This window comes from Amycolatopsis sp. SB7-3 (assembly GCF_041021335.1).
GTDB classification, from domain to species: Bacteria; Actinomycetota; Actinomycetes; order Mycobacteriales; family Pseudonocardiaceae; genus Amycolatopsis; species Amycolatopsis japonica.
In genome coordinates, this window is record NZ_JBFPJQ010000003.1 from 171088 (window position 1) to 188941 (window position 17854).

Annotated in this window: 15 protein-coding genes; all 15 read left to right on the forward strand. The window is 70.0% G+C overall.

The features are described from left to right. Positions 1–122: 122 nt before the first annotated feature. The 15 genes from AB8M46_RS25490 (at position 123) to AB8M46_RS25560 (ending at position 17848) form a co-directional block, all read left to right on the forward strand. The gene (locus AB8M46_RS25490; RefSeq protein ID WP_394361859.1) at positions 123–1664 is read left to right on the forward strand and encodes a phage tail sheath family protein; all 1542 of its coding nucleotides are present in this window, start codon (positions 123–125) and stop codon (positions 1662–1664) included. Positions 1665–1679: 15 nt separating this feature from the next. Continuing rightward, positions 1680–2123, forward strand: a complete 444-nt coding sequence (locus AB8M46_RS25495; protein ID WP_037344451.1) for a phage tail protein — start codon at positions 1680–1682, stop codon at positions 2121–2123. 4 nt (positions 2124–2127) lie between these two features. Further along, a complete protein-coding gene (locus AB8M46_RS25500; protein WP_073842281.1) occupies positions 2128–2568 on the forward strand; it encodes a hypothetical protein in 441 nt (146 codons plus the stop codon). Then, entirely contained in the window at positions 2565–2723 is a 159-nt protein-coding gene (locus AB8M46_RS25505; protein WP_016333592.1) for a DUF6760 family protein, read from the forward strand. The genes AB8M46_RS25500 and AB8M46_RS25505 overlap by 4 nt, the downstream gene beginning before the upstream one ends. A gap of 7 nt (positions 2724–2730) precedes the next feature. Next, the gene (locus AB8M46_RS25510; RefSeq protein ID WP_394361860.1) at positions 2731–5130 is read left to right on the forward strand and encodes a hypothetical protein; all 2400 of its coding nucleotides are present in this window, start codon (positions 2731–2733) and stop codon (positions 5128–5130) included. 11 nt (positions 5131–5141) lie between these two features. Continuing rightward, positions 5142–5588, forward strand: a complete 447-nt coding sequence (locus AB8M46_RS25515) for a phage tail protein (RefSeq protein WP_016333594.1) — start codon at positions 5142–5144, stop codon at positions 5586–5588. Positions 5589–5590: 2 nt separating this feature from the next. After that, positions 5591–6355: a LysM peptidoglycan-binding domain-containing protein gene (locus tag AB8M46_RS25520; RefSeq protein ID WP_038515063.1), complete on the forward strand. Its 765-nt coding sequence runs from the start codon at positions 5591–5593 to the stop codon at positions 6353–6355. Further along, a complete protein-coding gene (locus tag AB8M46_RS25525; RefSeq protein WP_394361861.1) occupies positions 6348–8168 on the forward strand; it encodes a VgrG-related protein in 1821 nt (606 codons plus the stop codon). The genes AB8M46_RS25520 and AB8M46_RS25525 overlap by 8 nt, the downstream gene beginning before the upstream one ends. An 11-nt stretch (positions 8169–8179) precedes the next feature. Beyond that, on the forward strand, positions 8180–8461 hold the full coding sequence (locus tag AB8M46_RS25530) for a PAAR domain-containing protein (RefSeq protein ID WP_037344462.1): 282 nt from the start codon (positions 8180–8182) through the stop codon (positions 8459–8461). Position 8462: 1 nt separating this feature from the next. Next, the gene (locus tag AB8M46_RS25535; RefSeq protein ID WP_037344464.1) at positions 8463–8873 is read left to right on the forward strand and encodes a GPW/gp25 family protein; all 411 of its coding nucleotides are present in this window, start codon (positions 8463–8465) and stop codon (positions 8871–8873) included. Further along, positions 8873–10834 carry a putative baseplate assembly protein gene (locus AB8M46_RS25540; protein WP_394361862.1) on the forward strand — a complete coding sequence of 654 codons (1962 nt, stop codon included), beginning with the start codon at positions 8873–8875 and terminating at the stop codon, positions 10832–10834. The genes AB8M46_RS25535 and AB8M46_RS25540 overlap by 1 nt, the downstream gene beginning before the upstream one ends. After that, complete coding sequence (locus AB8M46_RS25545; protein WP_037344469.1) at positions 10831–11370, forward strand: phage tail protein; 540 nt, start codon at positions 10831–10833, stop codon at positions 11368–11370. Before AB8M46_RS25540 ends, AB8M46_RS25545 begins: the two co-directional genes overlap by 4 nt. A 3-nt stretch (positions 11371–11373) precedes the next feature. Continuing rightward, a complete protein-coding gene (locus AB8M46_RS25550) occupies positions 11374–12348 on the forward strand; it encodes a zinc ribbon domain-containing protein (protein ID WP_394361863.1) in 975 nt (324 codons plus the stop codon). Between the two features lie 11 nt (positions 12349–12359). After that, positions 12360–16370, forward strand: a complete 4011-nt coding sequence (locus AB8M46_RS25555) for a DPP IV N-terminal domain-containing protein (RefSeq protein WP_394361864.1) — start codon at positions 12360–12362, stop codon at positions 16368–16370. 158 nt (positions 16371–16528) lie between these two features. After that, positions 16529–17848 carry a hypothetical protein gene (locus AB8M46_RS25560; protein WP_394361865.1) on the forward strand — a complete coding sequence of 440 codons (1320 nt, stop codon included), beginning with the start codon at positions 16529–16531 and terminating at the stop codon, positions 17846–17848. The last annotated feature ends 6 nt before the right edge of the window (positions 17849–17854 follow it).

Below are 17854 nucleotides of genomic sequence, written 5' to 3' on the forward strand. Positions count from 1 at the left end.
GGCAGTTGCCTTTTCGGGCAGAGATTGGTTCCCGCCGACCTAGCCGCTCGGTCGTTCCGCCGTGAACGTCCACCCAGGAGCATCGCCGATGTCAGCGAGTGCACCGAAAAGGGGAGGCACGCATGCCCACCTATCTCACGCCGGGTGTGTACGTCGAGGAGATCGAGGCCGGCGCCCGGCCGATCGAGGGTGTGGGCACCGCCGTCGCCGCCTTCGTCGGTTTCGCGGCGGACGGCCCCTTCAACACGCCCACCCTGGTGTCCAACTGGACCCAGTTCACCCAGACCTTCGGCGATTTCGTCGAAGGCTGCTATCTGGCCCAGTCGGTCTACGGCTACTTCCTCAACGGCGGTGCCAACTGCTACATCGTCCGCATCGGCGGTCCGCGTGGGCAGGAGAACGGTGCGGCACCGAAGGCGGCGACGCGCCAGGCCGTGCTCGGCGGCTACCGTTTCGTCGCGAAAGAGCTCGAGAGTGGCGGACAAACCGGGGAACTCAGCGTCGAGGTCACCGAACCGACCGGCGAGAACCCCGGCGACGACCGGTTCACCGTGCTCGTCAAGAAGGACGGCAAGGTCGTCGAGACCCACAACGTGACCACCAAGCGCACCAAGGAAAACGTCGTCACACTGGTGCGCGAGAAGTCCAGCTTCATCACGATCGAGGAGCTCGCGACCAGCGGCGCGGTGGCGAAGCCGGACCGGGGCACCGCGGTGCTCACCGAACCGCCACAGCCCCCGCCCGTCCCGCGTCGCATCGCGGCCGACGACTACGTCGGCGACGTCGCCGACCGCACCGGTTTCGGCGGCCTGGAAGCGATCGACGAGATCACCATGGTCGCCGTGCCGGACCTGATGGCCGCCCACCAGCGCGACCTGATCGACCTCGACGGCGTCAAGGCCGTGCAGCTGGCGATGATCGCGCACTGCGAGCTGATGGGTGACCGGATGGCGATCGTCGACCCGCCACCCGGGCTCAACCCGCAGGAGGTCCGCTCCTGGCGGATGGACCAGGCCGGGTACGACTCGAAGTACGCGGCGTTGTACTACCCGTGGGTGCAGGTGCTCGACGCCGCCAGCGGGACCAACACCTACGTGCCGCCGAGCGGATACATGGCCGGCGTGTGGGCACGCACCGACGCGACCCGCGGTGTCCACAAGGCACCGGCGAACGAGGTCGTCCGCGGCGTGCTGGCGCTCGAAACGCATCTGACCAAGGCGGAGCAGGAACTGCTCAACCCGATCGGCGTGAACTGCGTGCGCTCCTTCGCGGGCAAGGGGATCCGGATCTGGGGCGCACGCACGCTGTCGAGCGATCCGGCGTGGCGCTACCTCAACGTGCGGCGGTTGTTCAACTACCTCGAGGAATCGATCCTCAACGGCACCCAATGGGTCGTGTTCGAGCCGAACGACGACGCGCTGTGGGCCCGCATCCGGCGCACGATCAGCGCTTTCCTGGTGATGGAATGGCGCAAGGGCGCGCTGTTCGGCCTCACTCCCGACGAAGCGTTCTTCGTGAAGTGCGACCGGGAGACCAACCCGGCCGAGGGGATCGATCTCGGCCAGGTGATCTGCGAAGTGGGCATCGCGCCGGTCAAACCGGCGGAGTTCGTGATCTTCCGGCTGGCCCAGATGTCCGGCGGCACCAGCCTGGTCAACGAATAGTGAAAGGGCTCCGAAATGGCACTTCCCGATCTTGACAAGGCCGTCGGCTGCTCCTTCGGGCTCGAGATCGACGGCGTTCAGATCAAGCAGATCTCCGAGGTCTCCGGACTGAAGATGGAGCAGGACGTCATCGAGCTCAAGCAGAACACCGTGGACGGCAAGTACGTCATCAAGAAGCTCCCCGGCCGCCCGAAAGCGGGCGAGGTGACGCTGACCCGCGGTTTGACCGAGGACAGCAGCTTCGAGAAGTGGGTCAAGGACGCGCACTTCGGCAAAATGGGTTCCGCTCGCAAGGGCGGCGCGATCATCGTCTACGACTACGAAGGCGCCCCGATCAAACGCTACAAGCTCACCAACGCGTGGCCGAAGAGCCTGGAGATCGGCGCGCTGAAGGCGGGCGACACCAGTGTGCTCACCGAGAAGCTCGTGGTCACCTACGAGCAGATGGAAGTCGAGTGAGCCCATGCGCAGGGTGATGGCGTCGGCGCCGGCCGAAGAAGCCCCCGTCGTGCCGGAAGCACAGGCGCGGCCGAAGCTGCGGACCGAGTTCGCGTTCGAACTCCCGCGCGGTTACGTCGACGACGCGGGGAACGTGCACCACTCCGGCGTGATGCGGCTGGCGACCGCGCGGGACGAGCTCGTCCCGTTGCGGGACGACCGGGTGCGCGAGAACTCGGCCTTCCTCACGGTGGTGCTGCTGGCCAGGGTGATCACCCGGATCGGCGACGTCACCGACGTGCACGCCGGAGTCATCGAGAACCTGTTCGCTTCGGATCTGGCGTTCCTGCAGGACATGTACCGGCGGATCAACAGCGAAGGCCATACGCGGGCGGGCGTCGCCTGCCCGGAGTGCGGCCACGAGTTCGTCGTCGACGTCGCCGGCGGCCGCCTGGGGGAATCGTGACGTACGCGGCCGGACGGCTGCACGAGGAAGTCGCGTACGTCGCCTACCACCTGCACTGGTCGCTCGACGACATCCTCGACCTCGAACACCACGACCGGTTGACCTACGTCGCCGAGATCGCCCGGATCAACACTCGGATGAGCGAGGGACGGTGACGCTTCGATGTGGACGTGGCGCAGGAAGGAGCCGGGCCCGCCCCCGGAAGCGGCGGCACCGGCCCCGCTGCCGGTGACCCGTGCCGAATGGCGCGGCCTGCCGCCGATCCAGCGCGTCGTCGCCGAGCATCCGCTGATCAATCCGGTGCAGAGATTCAGTGCCTCGCTGACGTCCTGGCGGAGCCCGGCGTACCTGGAGCCGTTGGGGCATCGGGTCGGTCCTGCGGAACCTTCGGGTGTCATCGACGGTCTCGCGCGGGCGCCGAGGACACCGCCGGACATGCCTGTGGTTCAGCGGTCCGCCCGCAAACGTGGTGTGCTGTCCCGTCTTTGGGGAATGTCGGTGCAGCGCGCCAGCGAACCGGACGGCCCCGAAAGTCCTGTCCCTGAACAGGAATCCGTCCCTGCCGTGCAGTCGCATGAGGAGCCGTTGCCGGAAGAGCCGGGGCCGGCTTTCGAGCCGACCATCGCGCTGGAGCCGACGGCCACGCTCGTGCTGCCTGCCGTCGCGGCGGCGTCGCGTGACGCCGACCGGCCGTCGATGCCGTTGACCACCGCGGGCTCGTCGGCGCGTCCGCCGATGAGGACGGTCCAAGCGATCCGGTCGGAAATCCCGAGCGCTCCGATCCCCACTCCGGAGCCCGCGGTCGAACCGCGGGCAGTCGAGACGTCCGAGCCTGACCACGACCCGATCGTGTCCACGTCCGCGCCAGTCGATGCCGATGCCGATGCCGTGCCGGTCCAGGTTCCGGACCCGCTCCCCGCCGAGCCACCCACTTCGGAGGTGGTGACACCGCGGCCCGCGCTGCCGGTCGTCCAGAGGACGGAACAGGTCGAGGCGGCGCCGCGGCGGTTGGGGCTCGGCGCGCCGATCTTGCCGGACTCGGTCCAGGCGGAGCCGCCGAATGTCGACGCACCAGTAGTAGAAGACAACGTCGCCGAGGCGGACGCGCCGCTGGCGGGCGATGTCGAGACTCCGGTGCTGCCGACGGTTCCGGCGCCGGCTGAGGTGGCGCGGACCCTTCCTGCCATGCCTGTGGAGACGCCGACTTCCGCACCGGCCGTCCAGCGTTCGGTCGTGGAGTCGGCTCTGGAACTTCCGTCGCCGAAACATCGGGACTTGCCGCAGGCCGGGGCATCGGTTCGGAAGCCAGTGCAGCGTTTATGGGACGAGTCGCCGGTGGGGCCGATATCGGTTCAGGGACCGATACAGCTTTTGCGGGATGAATCGCCAGCGGTTCGGGAACCGGTGCAGCGCCATGAATCGCCAGGGGAGCCTGTGTCGGTTCAGCGGCCGGTACAGCCCTTGCGGGACGAGTCGCCAGTAGGGCCGCTGTCGGTTCAGGGGCCGGTGCAGCGCTTTGAGTCATTGGGGGACCCGGCGTCGATCCAGAGGCCGGTGCAGCGCTATGAGTCACCGGGTGAGCCTGCGTCGGCTCCCCGGCCGGTTCAGCGATTGCGTGACGAATCGCCAGGGGATTTGCCTTCGGTCAAGAAGCCGGTGCAGCACTTCCGTGATGAATCGCCAGCGGCTCAGCGACCGATGCAGCGTCTACGCGACGAATCGCCGGTGGAGCCTACGTTCGTTCAGCGGCCGGTGCAGCGCCTCCGCGACGAACCGCCACAGGAGCATGCGGAGGCGCCGACCCTGGTCTCCCGGGCGCTCGAACCACCGCCGAGCCTGCCGACGGTCACCTCGTCGCGCTCTTCACCCGACACCACCTTCCGCCCGCCCGAACCACCACGAATCCGTTCCTGGACAACAGAAACCCCAGAGTCGCCCGGCGGCTCGGTGAGTGCGCCACCGGTATCGGTGATCTCGACGTCACCGCTGCCGGTGGCACGAGTCGTCGATGGCACGACCGCGGTCTCGCCCGCACCGGCGGCGGTGAGCCAGCGCCCGACCCTGACCGCCTTGCTGAGCGGGGGCGGTGTCACTCCGCTGCCTTCCGCATCACCGAGGACCCCGCCCATGCCAGAGACGATCACGGCCAAGGCGGTTGTTCAACGCCAAGACACCGAAACCTTCCATCAGCCGACGACGATGCCTCCGGTGGCGAGAACCACCGAAACGCCATCCGTCCAACGCATTGTGTCCAGCGAGCCCGTCGCGGACGGCAAGGGTCTCGTGCTCAACCTGCCGCCCGCCGTCGTGCCGCGACAGCCTGAGACCGCGGTCGTCCAGCGCGACCCGGAAACACCGCCACCGCCGGAGCCCGTCGCGCCGCCATCCGCGGCGCCGGCGCCGGCGACCGCGACGGCACAGGCGGCGCAGGCGGCACCGGCCGCGCAGCCCGAGACCGAGGAACTCGTCAAGAAGCTTTTCGACCCGCTGCTGCGGCGGCTGAAGACCGAACTCCGCCTCGACCGTGAGCGCCGCGGCGCGCTCACCGATCGCCCGCACTGAAGGAGAAGCCGATGCCGGACGCGGAAGAAGCCGTCGCCGTTTGCTACGTCGTCAAGCTCGACGACAAGAACCTCGGCAACCTCGGCGCCTTCAGCAGTTGCGACGGGCTGGGCTGCGAGTTCGTCATGGAGCAGCGGGAAGAGGGCGGCAACAACGGGATGGTCTGGCAGCTCCCGACGCGGATCAAGTACTCCAACATCAAGCTCTCCCGCCCGGTCACCGAGGCCAGCTCGCAGATCACGAAATGGTTCGCCGGTATGGCGGGCGGTATCGAGCGCAAGACCGCGACCATCGAGGCGCGCACCCTCGACGGCACCGTGATCGCCAGCTGGTCACTCGAAGGGGTCGTCCCCGTGCGCTGGAGCGGGCCGCAGCTTTCGCCCGACTCGCCCAAGGTCGCCACCGAGACGCTCGAACTGGCCCATCACGGCTTCCTCAGCCCGGCGAAGAAGGGCTAGCCATGTCCTCACCTGTCACGTTCACCTCCGCCGGATCCCAGCCGCCCGCGGCGTACGGTTCGGGCGAACCGGCGCCGAACAACCTCCAGCGCGCGCTGCTGGAGGTCCGCAAACCTCCGCAATCCGGCGGCACCGGGCAGCCCGGCGCCAAACTGTTCGAGATCAAATTCCAGTTCAACCCCAAGGAACTCTCGCTCACCAAGAACGCCAAATGGGGCCGTGACCCGCAGCGCAACGCGAAGAAGAGCGGACCGCCCGAGTTCAAGGGCTCGGATCCGTGCAAGCTCGCGCTGGAGATGTTCCTCGACGCCACCGACAAGATGGACGACGCCGTCGTCAAGAAGGTCGAGCAGCTCTTCACCTGCTGTGTCGCCACCGAGGAGAGCCGCCAGCACGGCAAGGGTTCGCCGCCGTGGGTGATCTTCAAATGGGGCGGCATGACCGGCTTCCCCGCGTACGTCGCCAGTGTGACCGCGAAGTACACGCTGTTCACCCCGTCGGGTACTCCGGTGCGCGCGGTCTGCACGGTGAACCTGGAGGAGATCGCGGGCGAGCTGAGCGGGCAGAACCCGACCTCGGGTGCGCTGGCGGCACGGGACACCCACGTGTTCGTCGCCGGTGATTCCCTGCAGGCGGTGGCGTTCCGTGCCTACGGCGACGCGGGGAAGTGGCGCGAGATCGCCGACGCCAACGACATCGACGACCCGATGCGGCTGCGGCCCGGCACCCGGTTGCTCGTGCCGGCGCTGGAGGAACTCGATGGCTAACGAGAGCTTCGCGAACAACCTCGTCGTCGAGGTCGCCGGGGGTCCGCTGCCCGACGACGTGAAGACGCTGCTCTCCTACGCCTACGTCGACGACAGCCGGAATCTGCCGGACATGTTCGTCCTCCGGTTCCGCGACTCCGGGCACGTGGTGCTGGACAAGGGGAAGTTCACCGTCGGCGCGCAGATCAAGCTGAAGGTGCAGACCTCCGATCCCGAAGCCCCGCAAGAGTTGCTTTCCGGCGAGGTCACCGCGGTCGCGATCGACCTCGACCGGATCGGCACCTTCACCGAGGTGCGCGGGCACGACCACGCGCACCGCCTGTTCCGCGGCCGCCGGGTCGCGGTCTACCCGGGGATGACGCTCGCGGACGTCGTCACCAAGGTGACCCAGCGCGCCGGGCTGAAGGTCGGCAAGATCGATCAGGTCCCCGGTGTCGGCGGCCGTCCGCATACGCAGTTCAGCCAGGACAACGTCAGCGACTGGGACTTCCTCTCCCGGCTGGCGGAGTCGGTCGGCGCCCAGATCGCCGTGCGCGAGGGCGCGCTGAACTTCCGGCTCGCGGAGAAGCCTTCGGCCGCACCCGCCACCACCGCGAAGGCCAACACCGACCCGCTGGTGCTCGAGGCACACCGGACGCTGGTCAGCCTGCGCGCCAGTGTCACCGCGGCCGAGCAGGTGCCCGAGGTCGAGGCCCGGGGCTGGGACGTCACGACGAAGAAGCCGGTGGTGGCCGCCGAAAAACCGAAGAACGCGGGTACCGAGGTCGAGGGTGTCGACCCGGTCGCGCTCGCGAACAAGTTCTCCAGCCCCAAGTACGTCTCGGCGGATACGCCGCGCCGGACCCAGGCCGAGGCCAAAGCGGCGGCGGTCGCGCTGTCCGAACGGCTCGGCGGCGCGTGCACCGAACTCGACGGGGTCGCCAAGGGCAATCCGAAGCTCCGGGCGGGCGCGGCGGTGACGCTGACCGGCGTCGGCAAACCGTTCGCCGGCAAGTACACGCTCACCAGCACCCGGCACCTGTTCAACGCGGAAGTCGGCTACACCACCGAGTTCGCCGTCTCCGGCAGGCAGGAACGCTCCCTTTACGGGCTGGTCGCCGGTGGCTCCAAGACCTCGGCGTGGCCCGGAGTGGTGCCCGCGGTGGTCACCGACGCCAAGGATCCCGCCGGGCTCGGCCGGGTCAAATTGACCTTTCCCTGGCTGGATCAGAACTTCACCAGCAACTGGGCGCGCACGGTGCAACCCGGCGCGGGCAACGGGCGGGGTGCGATGGTCATGTCCGAGGTCGGCGACGAGGTGCTCGTCGGCTTCGAGCAAGGCGACTTCGAGGCGCCGTATGTCCTGGGCGGGTTGTATAACGGCGTAGACGCGGTGCCGAAGTTCACCACGTCGCCGATCGACGGCAACAGCGGCGAGATCGCCGTGCGGGGTTTCGTCTCCCGCAAGGGACACAAGCTCGAATTCGCCGAACAGGACGGCATCGTCGTCGCGTCCGGGGACGGGAAGCTCGTGGTCAAACTCGACCAGAAGAACCAGATGATCGAGGTGACCAGCGGCAAGGGTGTCACGGTGAAGGCGCGGAACGGGGTGAGCATCGACGCGGGCAGCGGTCCGCTGGAGCTCAAGGGGCAGAAGGTGTCCGTGAAGTCGGCGACCGAGGCGACCGTCGAGGCGAGCAGCAGCCTGAAGCTGTCGGGCACGGCGGGCGTGAACGTCGAGGGCGCGACGGTTTCGGTCAAGGGCCAGGGCCAGACGGAGCTGACCGCGAGCGGTGTCGTGACCGTGCGCGGCGGCGTGGTCAAGATCAACTGAGGGGAGCGGGCATGCCACCAGCCGCGAGGGTCGGCGACCCGACAGGGCATCCGGGCGTCATCGCCGGACCCGGTGTGCCGACCGTGCTCATCGGCGGGATGCCCGCCGCCACCGTCGGCACGCTGCACACCTGCTCGTTCCCGCCGCCCGCCGTGCACCCGCCGACGCCGATCGCGCCACCGGGCTGTCCGACGGTGCTGATCGGCGGCCTGCCCGCGGCCCGCATGGGCGACCTGGCCGCCTGTGGCGCGCCGATCGTCCTGGGCTGCCCGACCGTCCTGATCGGAGGCTGACATGGATTTCCTGGGCAGGGGACTGGCGTTCCCGGTGCGCACCGACGCGACGGGTTCGATCGCCTTGGTCGGCGGCGAGCGCGAAGTTGTCGAGAGCATCCGGCTGATCCTGGCCACCGCTCCCGGCGAACGGCCGATGCGCCCGGAATTCGGCTGCGCGGTGCACGATCTCGTGTTCGCTCCCGCCGACTCTGCCACCGCGGGACAGATCGCCTACGAGGTGCGCACCGCGCTGGAGCGGTGGGAGCCGCGGATCACGCTCACCGACGTGGTGGTCGGGTTCTCCGAGGCCGAGCGCGGCACACTGCTCATCGACATCAAGTACCAGCTGCGCGGCACCAACGACCCGCGCAACCTGGTGTTCCCGTTCTACGTCATCCCGCCGCACGAGTCCATTCAGGACGGTGCGTGATGTCGCTGCCCGTGCCCAACCTCGACGACCGCCGGTTCCAGGACCTGGTCGACGAAGCCAAGTATCTCGTTCAGCGCAACTGTCCGGAATGGACGGACCACAATGTCTCCGACCCCGGCGTGACGTTGATCGAGACGTTCGCGCAGATGGTCGACCAGGTGCTCTACCGGCTCAACCGCGTGCCGGATCTGCACTACCTGCGGTTCCTCGATCTCATCGGCGTGCGGTTGTTCGCGCCGACCGCCGCGCGCACCGACGTGACGTTCTGGCTCTCGGCGGCGCGGGACGTCCCGGTGGTCGTCTCCGCGGGGAAGCAGGTCGCGAGTGTGCGCGACGAGGTCGAGGACCCCGTCGTGTTCACCGTGGAGCGCACGCTGACGATCGTGCCTTGTTCGCTCGCGGGCCTGGCCACCGGCGACGCCGACCCCGGTGTGCCGCCGGTCGACCGCACGGACGACCTGCTGGTCGGCGGCGAACCCGCCTGTTTCGCCGAAAGCCCCGCGCCCGGCGACATCGTCTACTTCGGACTGTCGGACGCCGTGCCCGGCTGCGCGGTACTGCTGCGGATGGACTGCGAGGTCGAAGGGCAGGGCGTCGATCCGCACGACCCGCCGTGGGTGTGGGAGGCATGGGACGGGCACGGCTGGGCCGCCGGTGAGATCGACCGGGACAGCACCGGCGCGTTCAACCGGCCGGGGGACGTCGTGCTGCACGTGCCGCCGGGGCATTCGGCGTCGGTGCTCGCCGGGCGGCACGCGGGCTGGATCCGTTGCCGGTTGACGGAACCGAAGCAGAATCAGCCGTTCTTCCAGCGATCGCCGCGGCTGCGCTCGGTCGAGGCGTCGACCATCGGCGGCACGGTCGGCGCGGTGCACGCCGAGGTCGTGCACGGCGAGATCGTCGGCACCTCGGACGGCCTGCCCGGACAGCGGTTCCCGCTCGGCAGGCGTCCGGTGGTGGCGGGCGGAGACGAGCTGATCGTGGAGGTGTCCGGTCCCGACGGCTGGCAGGAGTGGACCGAAGTGTCCTCGTTCGCCGAATCGGGTCCGGAAGACCGGCACGTCCAGCTCGACCGGGTCGCCGGTGAGATCGCGTTCGGCCCCGCCGTGCGCCAGCCCGAGGGCGGCATCCGGTACTACGGCGCCGTTCCGGCCAAGGCCGCCGCGATCCGGGTGCCCGTCTACCGGGCCGGCGGCGGGCGGCGCGGGAACGTCGCCCGTGAAGTGCTCGAGGTGCAACGGGACCCGATCCCGTTCGTCAGCAGTGTGGTCAACCGGCGTCCGGCGACCGGCGGGGTGGACGGCGAGTCGGTGCGGGACGCGGCGGTCCGCGGCCCGTTGCTGCTGCGCACGCGCGACCGCGCCGTCACCGCCGAGGACTACGAACAGCTCGCGCGCGAAGCGGCACCCGAGGCGGCGAGGGTGCGCTGCGTACCCGCGCACGGCCCCGACGGCCGCGAGACCGGCGCGATCCGCGTCCTCGTCGTGCCCGCCGTTCCGGACACCGGCGAGCTCAAATTCGCGACGTTGATGCTCGACCCCGGGATGCGGACCCGGATCGAGCGGTATCTGGACGAACGCCGCTGTGTCGGCGCCCTCGTGTCCGTGGAAGCGCCGTTCTACCACGGCGTCACGGTCGTCGCCCGGCTGCGGTCGCGCCGCCGGACCAGCCCCGGCACCCTCGGCCCGCGGGCGACGCAGGCGCTCTACGACTACTTCAACCCGCTGACCGGCGGGCCGGACGGCGACGGCTGGCCGTTCGGGCGGCCGGTGCAGTCGGGTGAGGTTTTCGCGGTGCTGCAACGGCTTCCCGGGGTCGAGATGGTGGAGGATGTACGCTTGTTCGCGGCCAATCCGGTGACGCGGGAACGCGGCGAGCAGGTCGACCGGCTCGATCTGCCGCCCCACGCGCTCGCGTTCTCGTTCGGGCATCAGGTCCGGGTCCGGGAGAGTGACCGATGAGAGCGGCCGTGCCCGGGCTGCCGAGCCCGCATCCGATCGGTGAGCAACTGCCCTCGGTCTACGCGGAGGACCGGTTCGTCCAGGGCTTCACCGGTGCGCTCGACGAGGTGCTCGCACCGGTCTTCGCCACGTTGGACAACTTTTCCGGTTACCTCGACCCGAACCTGGCGCCGGAGGATTTCGTCGGCTGGCTGGCGCATTGGGTGGCGTTGCGCGTCGACGAAGGCTGGAGCCCGGTCCGCTTGCGCGAACTCGTGACCCGGTCGGTCGAACTGCATCGGTGGCGCGGTACCCAGCGCGGGCTCGCCGAACACGTGCGGCTGCTGACCGGTGGCGCGGTCGAGGTGACCGACAGCGGCGGCGTCGTGGCGTCGCCGCAGCCCGGAGCGCCGCTCCCGGATCCGGGGCCGCCGTGGGTCCACGTGCGTGTGCGGGTGCCCGAGCGGAGCCGGATCGACGAACGGCGGCTGACGGCGACGGTCGTGGACGCGGTGCCCGCCCACGTGCGCGTCACGGTGGAAGTGGTGGAGGGGTAGCGGATGGTCATCTACCGGGAATGCGGGCATCAGGGTCCGGCCGACGTCGAGTTCTGCGGCGAATGCGGACGGTACCTGAAATGGGACGACGAGGAACCCGTAGCGGTGCGTCAGCCGGTCGCCCAGGCCCAGGTCGTGCAGCCCGCCGAACCGCTCGCGCCGGTCCGGCAGCCGCCACAGCGGACGGCCGAGGAGCAGGTCCTCCGCCCGGGTGACCTGATCTGCGGCAGATGCGGCAAGGGCAACGTGCCCACCCGCAATTTCTGTGGCCGGTGCGGCGCGTCCCTGGCCGAGTCGGAAGTCGTGAAGACGTCGTGGTGGCGTCGGCTGTTCCGCCGCGGACCCCGGGAGCACAAGGCGGGGGAGCGGCCGGGCAAGGACGGTGTCCGCCGCCGCGTCGGCCGGGCCGGTGCCGCGCGACGCCAGGTGGGCAAGGCCGTCCGGCGGGTGATCGCGGTGATGCTGGTGCTCTCGGCGCTGATCTACGCGCTGTACCAGCCGTTCCGGGGCGCGATCAACACCGCCGCGCTCGGCCTGTGGAGCCAGGTGACGGGGATCTTCGAGACGAAACTGAACCCAGTGCGCCCGAGCAAGGTGACCGCGAACGCGCAGTCGCCGGGCCATCCGGGGAATCTGGTCAGCGACAACGCCAAGAACACCTTCTGGGCGGCGACCGCCCAGGGCGAACCCGTGCTGGTGTTCACCTTCGACCATCCGGTGGATCTGCGGAAGGCGATCGTGCATTCCGGCAACGGCGCGAACTTCCAGGCCGCGCACCGGCCGAAGACCCTGCATCTCGTGTTCTCCACCGGCAAGACCTACGACATGGTGCTGGCCGACACGCCGGACGCCCAGGAGAGCCCGATCGAGAACAGCGCGGGCGCGACGAGCGTCGAACTGCACGTGGTCGGGCTGCATCGCTCGCTGGACGGCATGGACGTCGCGATCTCCGAGATCGAGCTGTTCGAGGCCGGCTGAGGAAGGACTGGATGACCATGCGCCCGAACCGAGCGGTGGCGGCGATCGCGTTCGTCGCGGTGCTGGGCGGGGCGGCGATCACCGGAGTGCTCGCGCCGACCGCGGCGCAGGAGCCCGCGCCTCCCGCCGCGCCCTACCGCGTCGGCTACGTCAGCGCCGCGACCACGGCCTTGGTCCAGGCCTCCGGCGCGGCACTGCCCCCGGGCGCCGGGAGCGTCGATTCCGACGCGTCCGCAAGCAAAGGCGGCCTGGTGTGGGTGAGCAAACGGGCCGTCCGCGACGGCGCCGAACGCGACGGCGAGATCTGGTACCTGCGCGACGGCACCAAGGTCCCGGTGCGCCTGACCGACGACGCGACCGTCGACACGCATCCGGCGTTGTCGCCCGACGGTTCGTCGGTCGCGTTCGTCTCGGAACGCACTGGCAGCAAGGACATCTTCGTGATCGGCGTCGACGGCCGCGGGCTGCGTCAGGTGACGTCGGGACCGGCCTCGGACGATTCGCCGAGCTGGTCGCCCGACGGCGGCCGTCTCGTGTTCAGCGGTACCGGTGAGGATCCGGCCGGTGACCTCTACACCGTGCCGTCGGGCGGCGGCGCGCCGACGCGCCTGACCAACGACCCCGCCGCGGACACCCAGCCCGCCTGGGCACCCACCGGTTCCCGGATCGCGTTCACCACCACCAGATTCGACCCGGCCGGGGACGTCGTGGTCATGGCCGACACCGGCGGCGCCGTCACCCGCGCGGTACCGGAGCCCGGTGACTCGTCCGAGCCCGCGTGGTCGCCGGACAGCGCGCGGCTGGCCTTCACCACCCGGCAACCGGATCCGCTCGGTGACGTCAAACAGGTCGCGGGTGGTCAGGTCTCGGTCATCTCCGCGTTGTCCGGCGTCGGCGAGACCGAGCCGACCTTCCGCGCAGACGGGCAGCCGGTGTTCACCCAGCTCCGCGGCGGGGCCACTACCGACATCTGGAGCGCGGACGCGCGCGGCGGCGACCGCCGCGACCTCACGAACCGGCCGGACGTGGACGAAGCCGATCCCGCCTTTTCCCCGGACGGGACTTCGTTGGCCTACACGGAATTCGGTACCGGCGAGGTCCGGAACAGTCAGATCGTCGTGGCGAACGCCGACGGCGGCGCGCCGCGGCCGTTGACCGCGGCCGAGCGCGGCAAACGGGAGCGCCATCCGGCATGGTCGCCGGACGGGACGAAGATCGCGTTCACCCGGACCGTGTCGGCCGGTGAGGGCTCCGACAGCTTCGTGCGGATCGTGCGCGTCGCGGACGGCCGTGTTCTCGGCGACATCCCGATCCCGGCGCATCTGCGCGGTGACGACTCGCAGCCGGTGTGGTCGGCGGACGGGACGAAGATCACGCTCACCCGTGCCGCCACCCGGATCGGGCCGCCGGGACCGTCCAGAGTGGACCCCGCGACGGTGGACGTGCCGGTCGGGCGCGGCGGATCGACACGGATCGGCAAGACGGTGCAGACCGACCGGATCCGGTCCCTGCCGGACGTCGTCCTGCTGATGGACCAGACCGGCTCCATGGGCGGCGTGATCGAAGGGGTCAAGACGAACCTCGGCACGGTCATCGACAGCGTGCGGGAACGGGAGAAGGAAGCACAGTTCGCCGTCGCGGCGTTCGGCGACGTGAACGACGACAAGGATCGACCCATCCCGCGGTCGTTCTACGTTCAGCAGCCGCTGACCCCGGCGGGTACCGAGGCCGAACGGAAACTGCTGTCCGACGCGTTCGCCCGGATCAAGGCGGGCGGCGGTGGCGACACCGCCGAGGATTGGCTGCTGGCCTTGCAGAAGGCCGCGACCGGAGCCATCACCTTCCGTCCGGGCAGCAGCCGGGTCGTCGTCCTCGTCGGCGACGCCGCGAGTCACGAGACCCCGCCGAGGGCGGAGGTGATCGCCGCTTTGAACGCGGCGAAGATCAGCGTGGTGGCCGTTCCCGCGGTCACCGGCGGGTCGAGCACCGATCCCGACCGCGGCCTCGACGCGCGGGGACAGGCGACCGCGGTCACCAGCGCCACCAACGGTGTCCTCACACCCGACACCGACGCCGGCCGGATCTCGGAGGCGATCATCGCGGGTATCGGTGATCTCCCGGTCAGCGTCCAGCCGGTGAGCTTCTGCGATCCCGGCCTCACGCTGACGTTCGATCCCGCGGGGCCGCAGAGTGTTCCCGGCGGCACGAACGCGCGGTTCACCGAAACGGCGACGGTGTCGCAGACGGCCGCGGTGGGTTCCTTCCTGCGTTGCCGCGTGGAGTTCCGGTTGAACGGGGAGTCCACCGTGCGGCCGGGATACACCGAAAACGTCACCGTGCGCGTCAAGGATCCGGCGCTGCCCCTGATCACGCTGCACGACCGGACGGTGACCGGGACCGGCCCCACGGTGATCGAGTATCCCGCGACCGCGGTGGACGTGGACGGGAGCCCGCTCGAGCCGAGCTGCACTCCGTTGTCCGGCAGCCTGTTCCCGGTCGGTGCCACCACGGTGACGTGCACGGCGCGCGGGAAGAACGGCACCGCCGTCGAGACCGCGGTCATGGCCGTCGCCCCGCCGGGAGAGGAGCGTCGGAAGCAGCTGTGGCAGGTCACCCTGACCCAGCCTTCGCCTGACGTCGTCGTCCCGGGTGACCAGCGGGACCTTTCGTCGCTGTTCGGTCCGGGTTGCGGGGCCGGCGCGGAAAGCGCGGCGGACGTCTCGCCGGACGGGGCCACCCTCGCGTTCCAGAGCGGCAACGCGCTGGTCTGCGTGGCTCCCGCCGACGGCGGCGCGGCCCGGATCCTGGTACAGCGCACGGGATACGTCGACGATCCGGCCTGGTCGCCGGACGGCGGGCTCGTCGCGTACACGAACTCGCCGGGCGAGTCCCCGCCGCGGGTCGCGGTCGTTCCGTTCACCGGCGGCGACGGCCGGATCCTGATCGACGGCCCCGGTGGTGCCTCGCAGCCCACGTTCCAACGGATTCCCGACCTCGCGGTGAGCACGAGCGCCGTACCCGCCGCGATCCCGTTCGATGGGCTCACCACGTTCGAGTTCGTCGTGACCAACCGTGGCGCCACCGCGTCGCCCGTGGTGGGGTTGTTCGTCCGGCTGACGGCCGGACTGCGACCGGCGGCGGCCGTCCCCACCAAGGGCACCTGCTCCCCGGAACTCGTGTGCGCGTTCGGCACGCTGGTGCCGGGCGAGGAGGTACGGATGCGGTTCAGCGCGACCGGTCTGGTCGCCGGAGCGCAGTCGGCGACCGGAACGGTCACCACGGCCGGACCCGACGCCGACGCACGGAACAACTCCGCCGCAGCGGTCGTGACGGTCGGCGAAAAGCCGGCGCCGCCGGTGACCCCCGGATCCTTGTCGGTCGGGATGTCGGTCTCGGCGGTCCCGTTGTTCGCCGGCGGCGACGACGTGGTGCTGACCTACCTGGTGCACAACGGTTCCCAGGCCCCGATGCCGGCCGTCCGGCTGGTGACCCAGCTACCACCGCAACTTCCCGCGACTTCGGCCGCACCCGGCTGTGTGCCCGGTGGTGGAAGTTGCGCGCTCGGGACGCTCGGGCCGGGGCAGACCGTGACGGTCCGGATCTCGTTGGCCGCGAAGGCCGCGTTCGAGGGCCAGGTGTCCGGCACGGTGAGCACGACCGGGCCGGACAACAACGCCGGGGACAACACGGCGACCGCGCGTGTGGTGGTCCGGCAGCCGGTGGTCGAGCTGGATCCGAAGATCGGCACGCTCGGCTTCGTCCCGCGGGTGCGGGGAACGGACTTCCCGCCGGGCGCGGTGGTCCGGCTGGCCTGGTCGGCGGGCATCTCCGCGCCGGGACAGGTCACCGTCGGCGCCGATGGACGATTCGAGGCGTACTTCCTGATCTTCCACCACGACCTGATCGGCCCGCGCACGGTGAACGTGACCTCGGTCGGTGGCCCGAAATTCGGGACGGCGGCGTCGAATCCGATCCTGGTGGTGCTCCGCACCCTGCAACCCCCGTTCATCACCCGAGGCTGAGCGGTCGCGTCGTGAGTGGCGTTTCGGGTTCTAACCCGAAACGCCACTCACGACCACCTGGACCGATCGGCCACTGCCCCTATGGGCAACGACCGGCGCACGGCCGCACACCCGTCCGCTGGTGCCCCTCGTCGCGCCGGACGCGCAGACTTCCGGGTATGGGAGCAACGGCGACGCTGTCCGAGGCGGGTCTGGTCGCGGAACCGGGCCAGGAGATCAGCTGCTCGGTGACCATCCGCAATGCCGGCCGGGTCGTCGATCAGTTCGCGATCGAGGTGGTCGGCGATCCGGGTGCCTGGGCCACGGCGGAACCGGCGACGGTGAACCTGATGCCGGGGGAGGCGGGCACGGTCGTCGTGCGGTTCGCGCCGCCGCGGTCGTCCGACGTCCGGGCGGGCCTGATCCCTTTCGGTGTCAGGGTTTTCTCGAGCGAGGACCCGGCGGGGTCGGTGGTCGAGGAAGGCAGCATCCAGCTCGGCGCGTTCACCGAGGTGACCGCCGAAGTCGTTCCGGCGAAAGTGGAGGCCGGTTCCAAGGCCGATTTCGAAGTCGCCGTCGACAACCGCGGCAACCATCCGGTCGCCGTCGAACTGAGCGCGCTCGACCCCGAGGACGAGCTCGACTTCCAGCTCGAACGGAACCGGGCCGACCTCGCGCCGGGCACGGCCGCGTTCGTCCGCCTGCGGGCCCGGCCGCGGAAACGGTTTCTGCGCGGGCAACCCGTACGGCACCGCTTCCAGGTGTTCGTCGTCGCGGACAACGCCGAACCGCTCAAAACCGAAGGCACCATGGTGCAGCGGCAGTTGCTGCCGAAGTGGTTGCTGCCGGCGCTCGCCGCGCTCCTGGTGTTGCTGCTGGCCTTGGTGACGCTGTGGTTCACCGTGCTGAGGCCCGCGGTGAAGTCGGCCGCCCGCGAAGCCGCGCAGGAACAGAACCAGGAGGTGATCAAGGCCGCGCAGGACGCCGGTGGCGCCGCGGGGGAGGCGAAGAAGGACGCCGTTCAGGCCAAACAGAACTCCGAAGACGCGATGAAGGCCGTCGGGCTGACCCCGCCTCCGGACGGCGCGCCGCCCGGCCCCAGGGCGTCGAACAGTGTCCCGAACCCGGCGGGCAACGCCAACGGCACACCGACCGACTTCCGCGTGGCGGCGGACGCGGCGGTCGACTCGAACGTCAACCGCTTCGCCGAATTCCCCTACGCCGTGCCGGACGCGGCGAAGACGCTGGTCGTCACCGATCTCATCCTGCAGAACCCGCGTGGTGACAACGGAACCCTGCGACTGTTGCGGGATTCCGGCGGCACGAAGACCGTCCTGCTGGAAGTCGGCCTCGCGAACTTCCGCGACCTCGACCACCACTGGTTGCAGGCATGGCGGTTCGCGCCCGGGGAGAAGATCGTGCTCGCGGTCAGCTGCCAGACGCCGGGAGGCGGCAGCCGGTGCACCCCGTCGGTGTCCTTCTCGGGCCGCATCGAATAGTCCGGA

Coding starts and splice junctions, on each gene's coding strand:
- AB8M46_RS25490 (WP_394361859.1), top strand. CDS start 123: ATGCCCACCTATCTCACGCCGGGTGTGTACGTCGAGGAGATCGAGGCC.
- AB8M46_RS25495 (WP_037344451.1), top strand. CDS start 1,680: ATGGCACTTCCCGATCTTGACAAGGCCGTCGGCTGCTCCTTCGGGCTC.
- AB8M46_RS25500 (WP_073842281.1), top strand. CDS start 2,128: ATGCGCAGGGTGATGGCGTCGGCGCCGGCCGAAGAAGCCCCCGTCGTG.
- AB8M46_RS25510 (WP_394361860.1), top strand. CDS start 2,731: ATGTGGACGTGGCGCAGGAAGGAGCCGGGCCCGCCCCCGGAAGCGGCG.
- AB8M46_RS25515 (WP_016333594.1), top strand. CDS start 5,142: ATGCCGGACGCGGAAGAAGCCGTCGCCGTTTGCTACGTCGTCAAGCTC.
- AB8M46_RS25520 (WP_038515063.1), top strand. CDS start 5,591: ATGTCCTCACCTGTCACGTTCACCTCCGCCGGATCCCAGCCGCCCGCG.
- AB8M46_RS25525 (WP_394361861.1), top strand. CDS start 6,348: ATGGCTAACGAGAGCTTCGCGAACAACCTCGTCGTCGAGGTCGCCGGG.
- AB8M46_RS25530 (WP_037344462.1), top strand. CDS start 8,180: ATGCCACCAGCCGCGAGGGTCGGCGACCCGACAGGGCATCCGGGCGTC.
- AB8M46_RS25535 (WP_037344464.1), top strand. CDS start 8,463: ATGGATTTCCTGGGCAGGGGACTGGCGTTCCCGGTGCGCACCGACGCG.
- AB8M46_RS25540 (WP_394361862.1), top strand. CDS start 8,873: ATGTCGCTGCCCGTGCCCAACCTCGACGACCGCCGGTTCCAGGACCTG.
- AB8M46_RS25545 (WP_037344469.1), top strand. CDS start 10,831: ATGAGAGCGGCCGTGCCCGGGCTGCCGAGCCCGCATCCGATCGGTGAG.
- AB8M46_RS25550 (WP_394361863.1), top strand. CDS start 11,374: ATGGTCATCTACCGGGAATGCGGGCATCAGGGTCCGGCCGACGTCGAG.
- AB8M46_RS25555 (WP_394361864.1), top strand. CDS start 12,360: ATGACCATGCGCCCGAACCGAGCGGTGGCGGCGATCGCGTTCGTCGCG.
- AB8M46_RS25560 (WP_394361865.1), top strand. CDS start 16,529: ATGGGAGCAACGGCGACGCTGTCCGAGGCGGGTCTGGTCGCGGAACCG.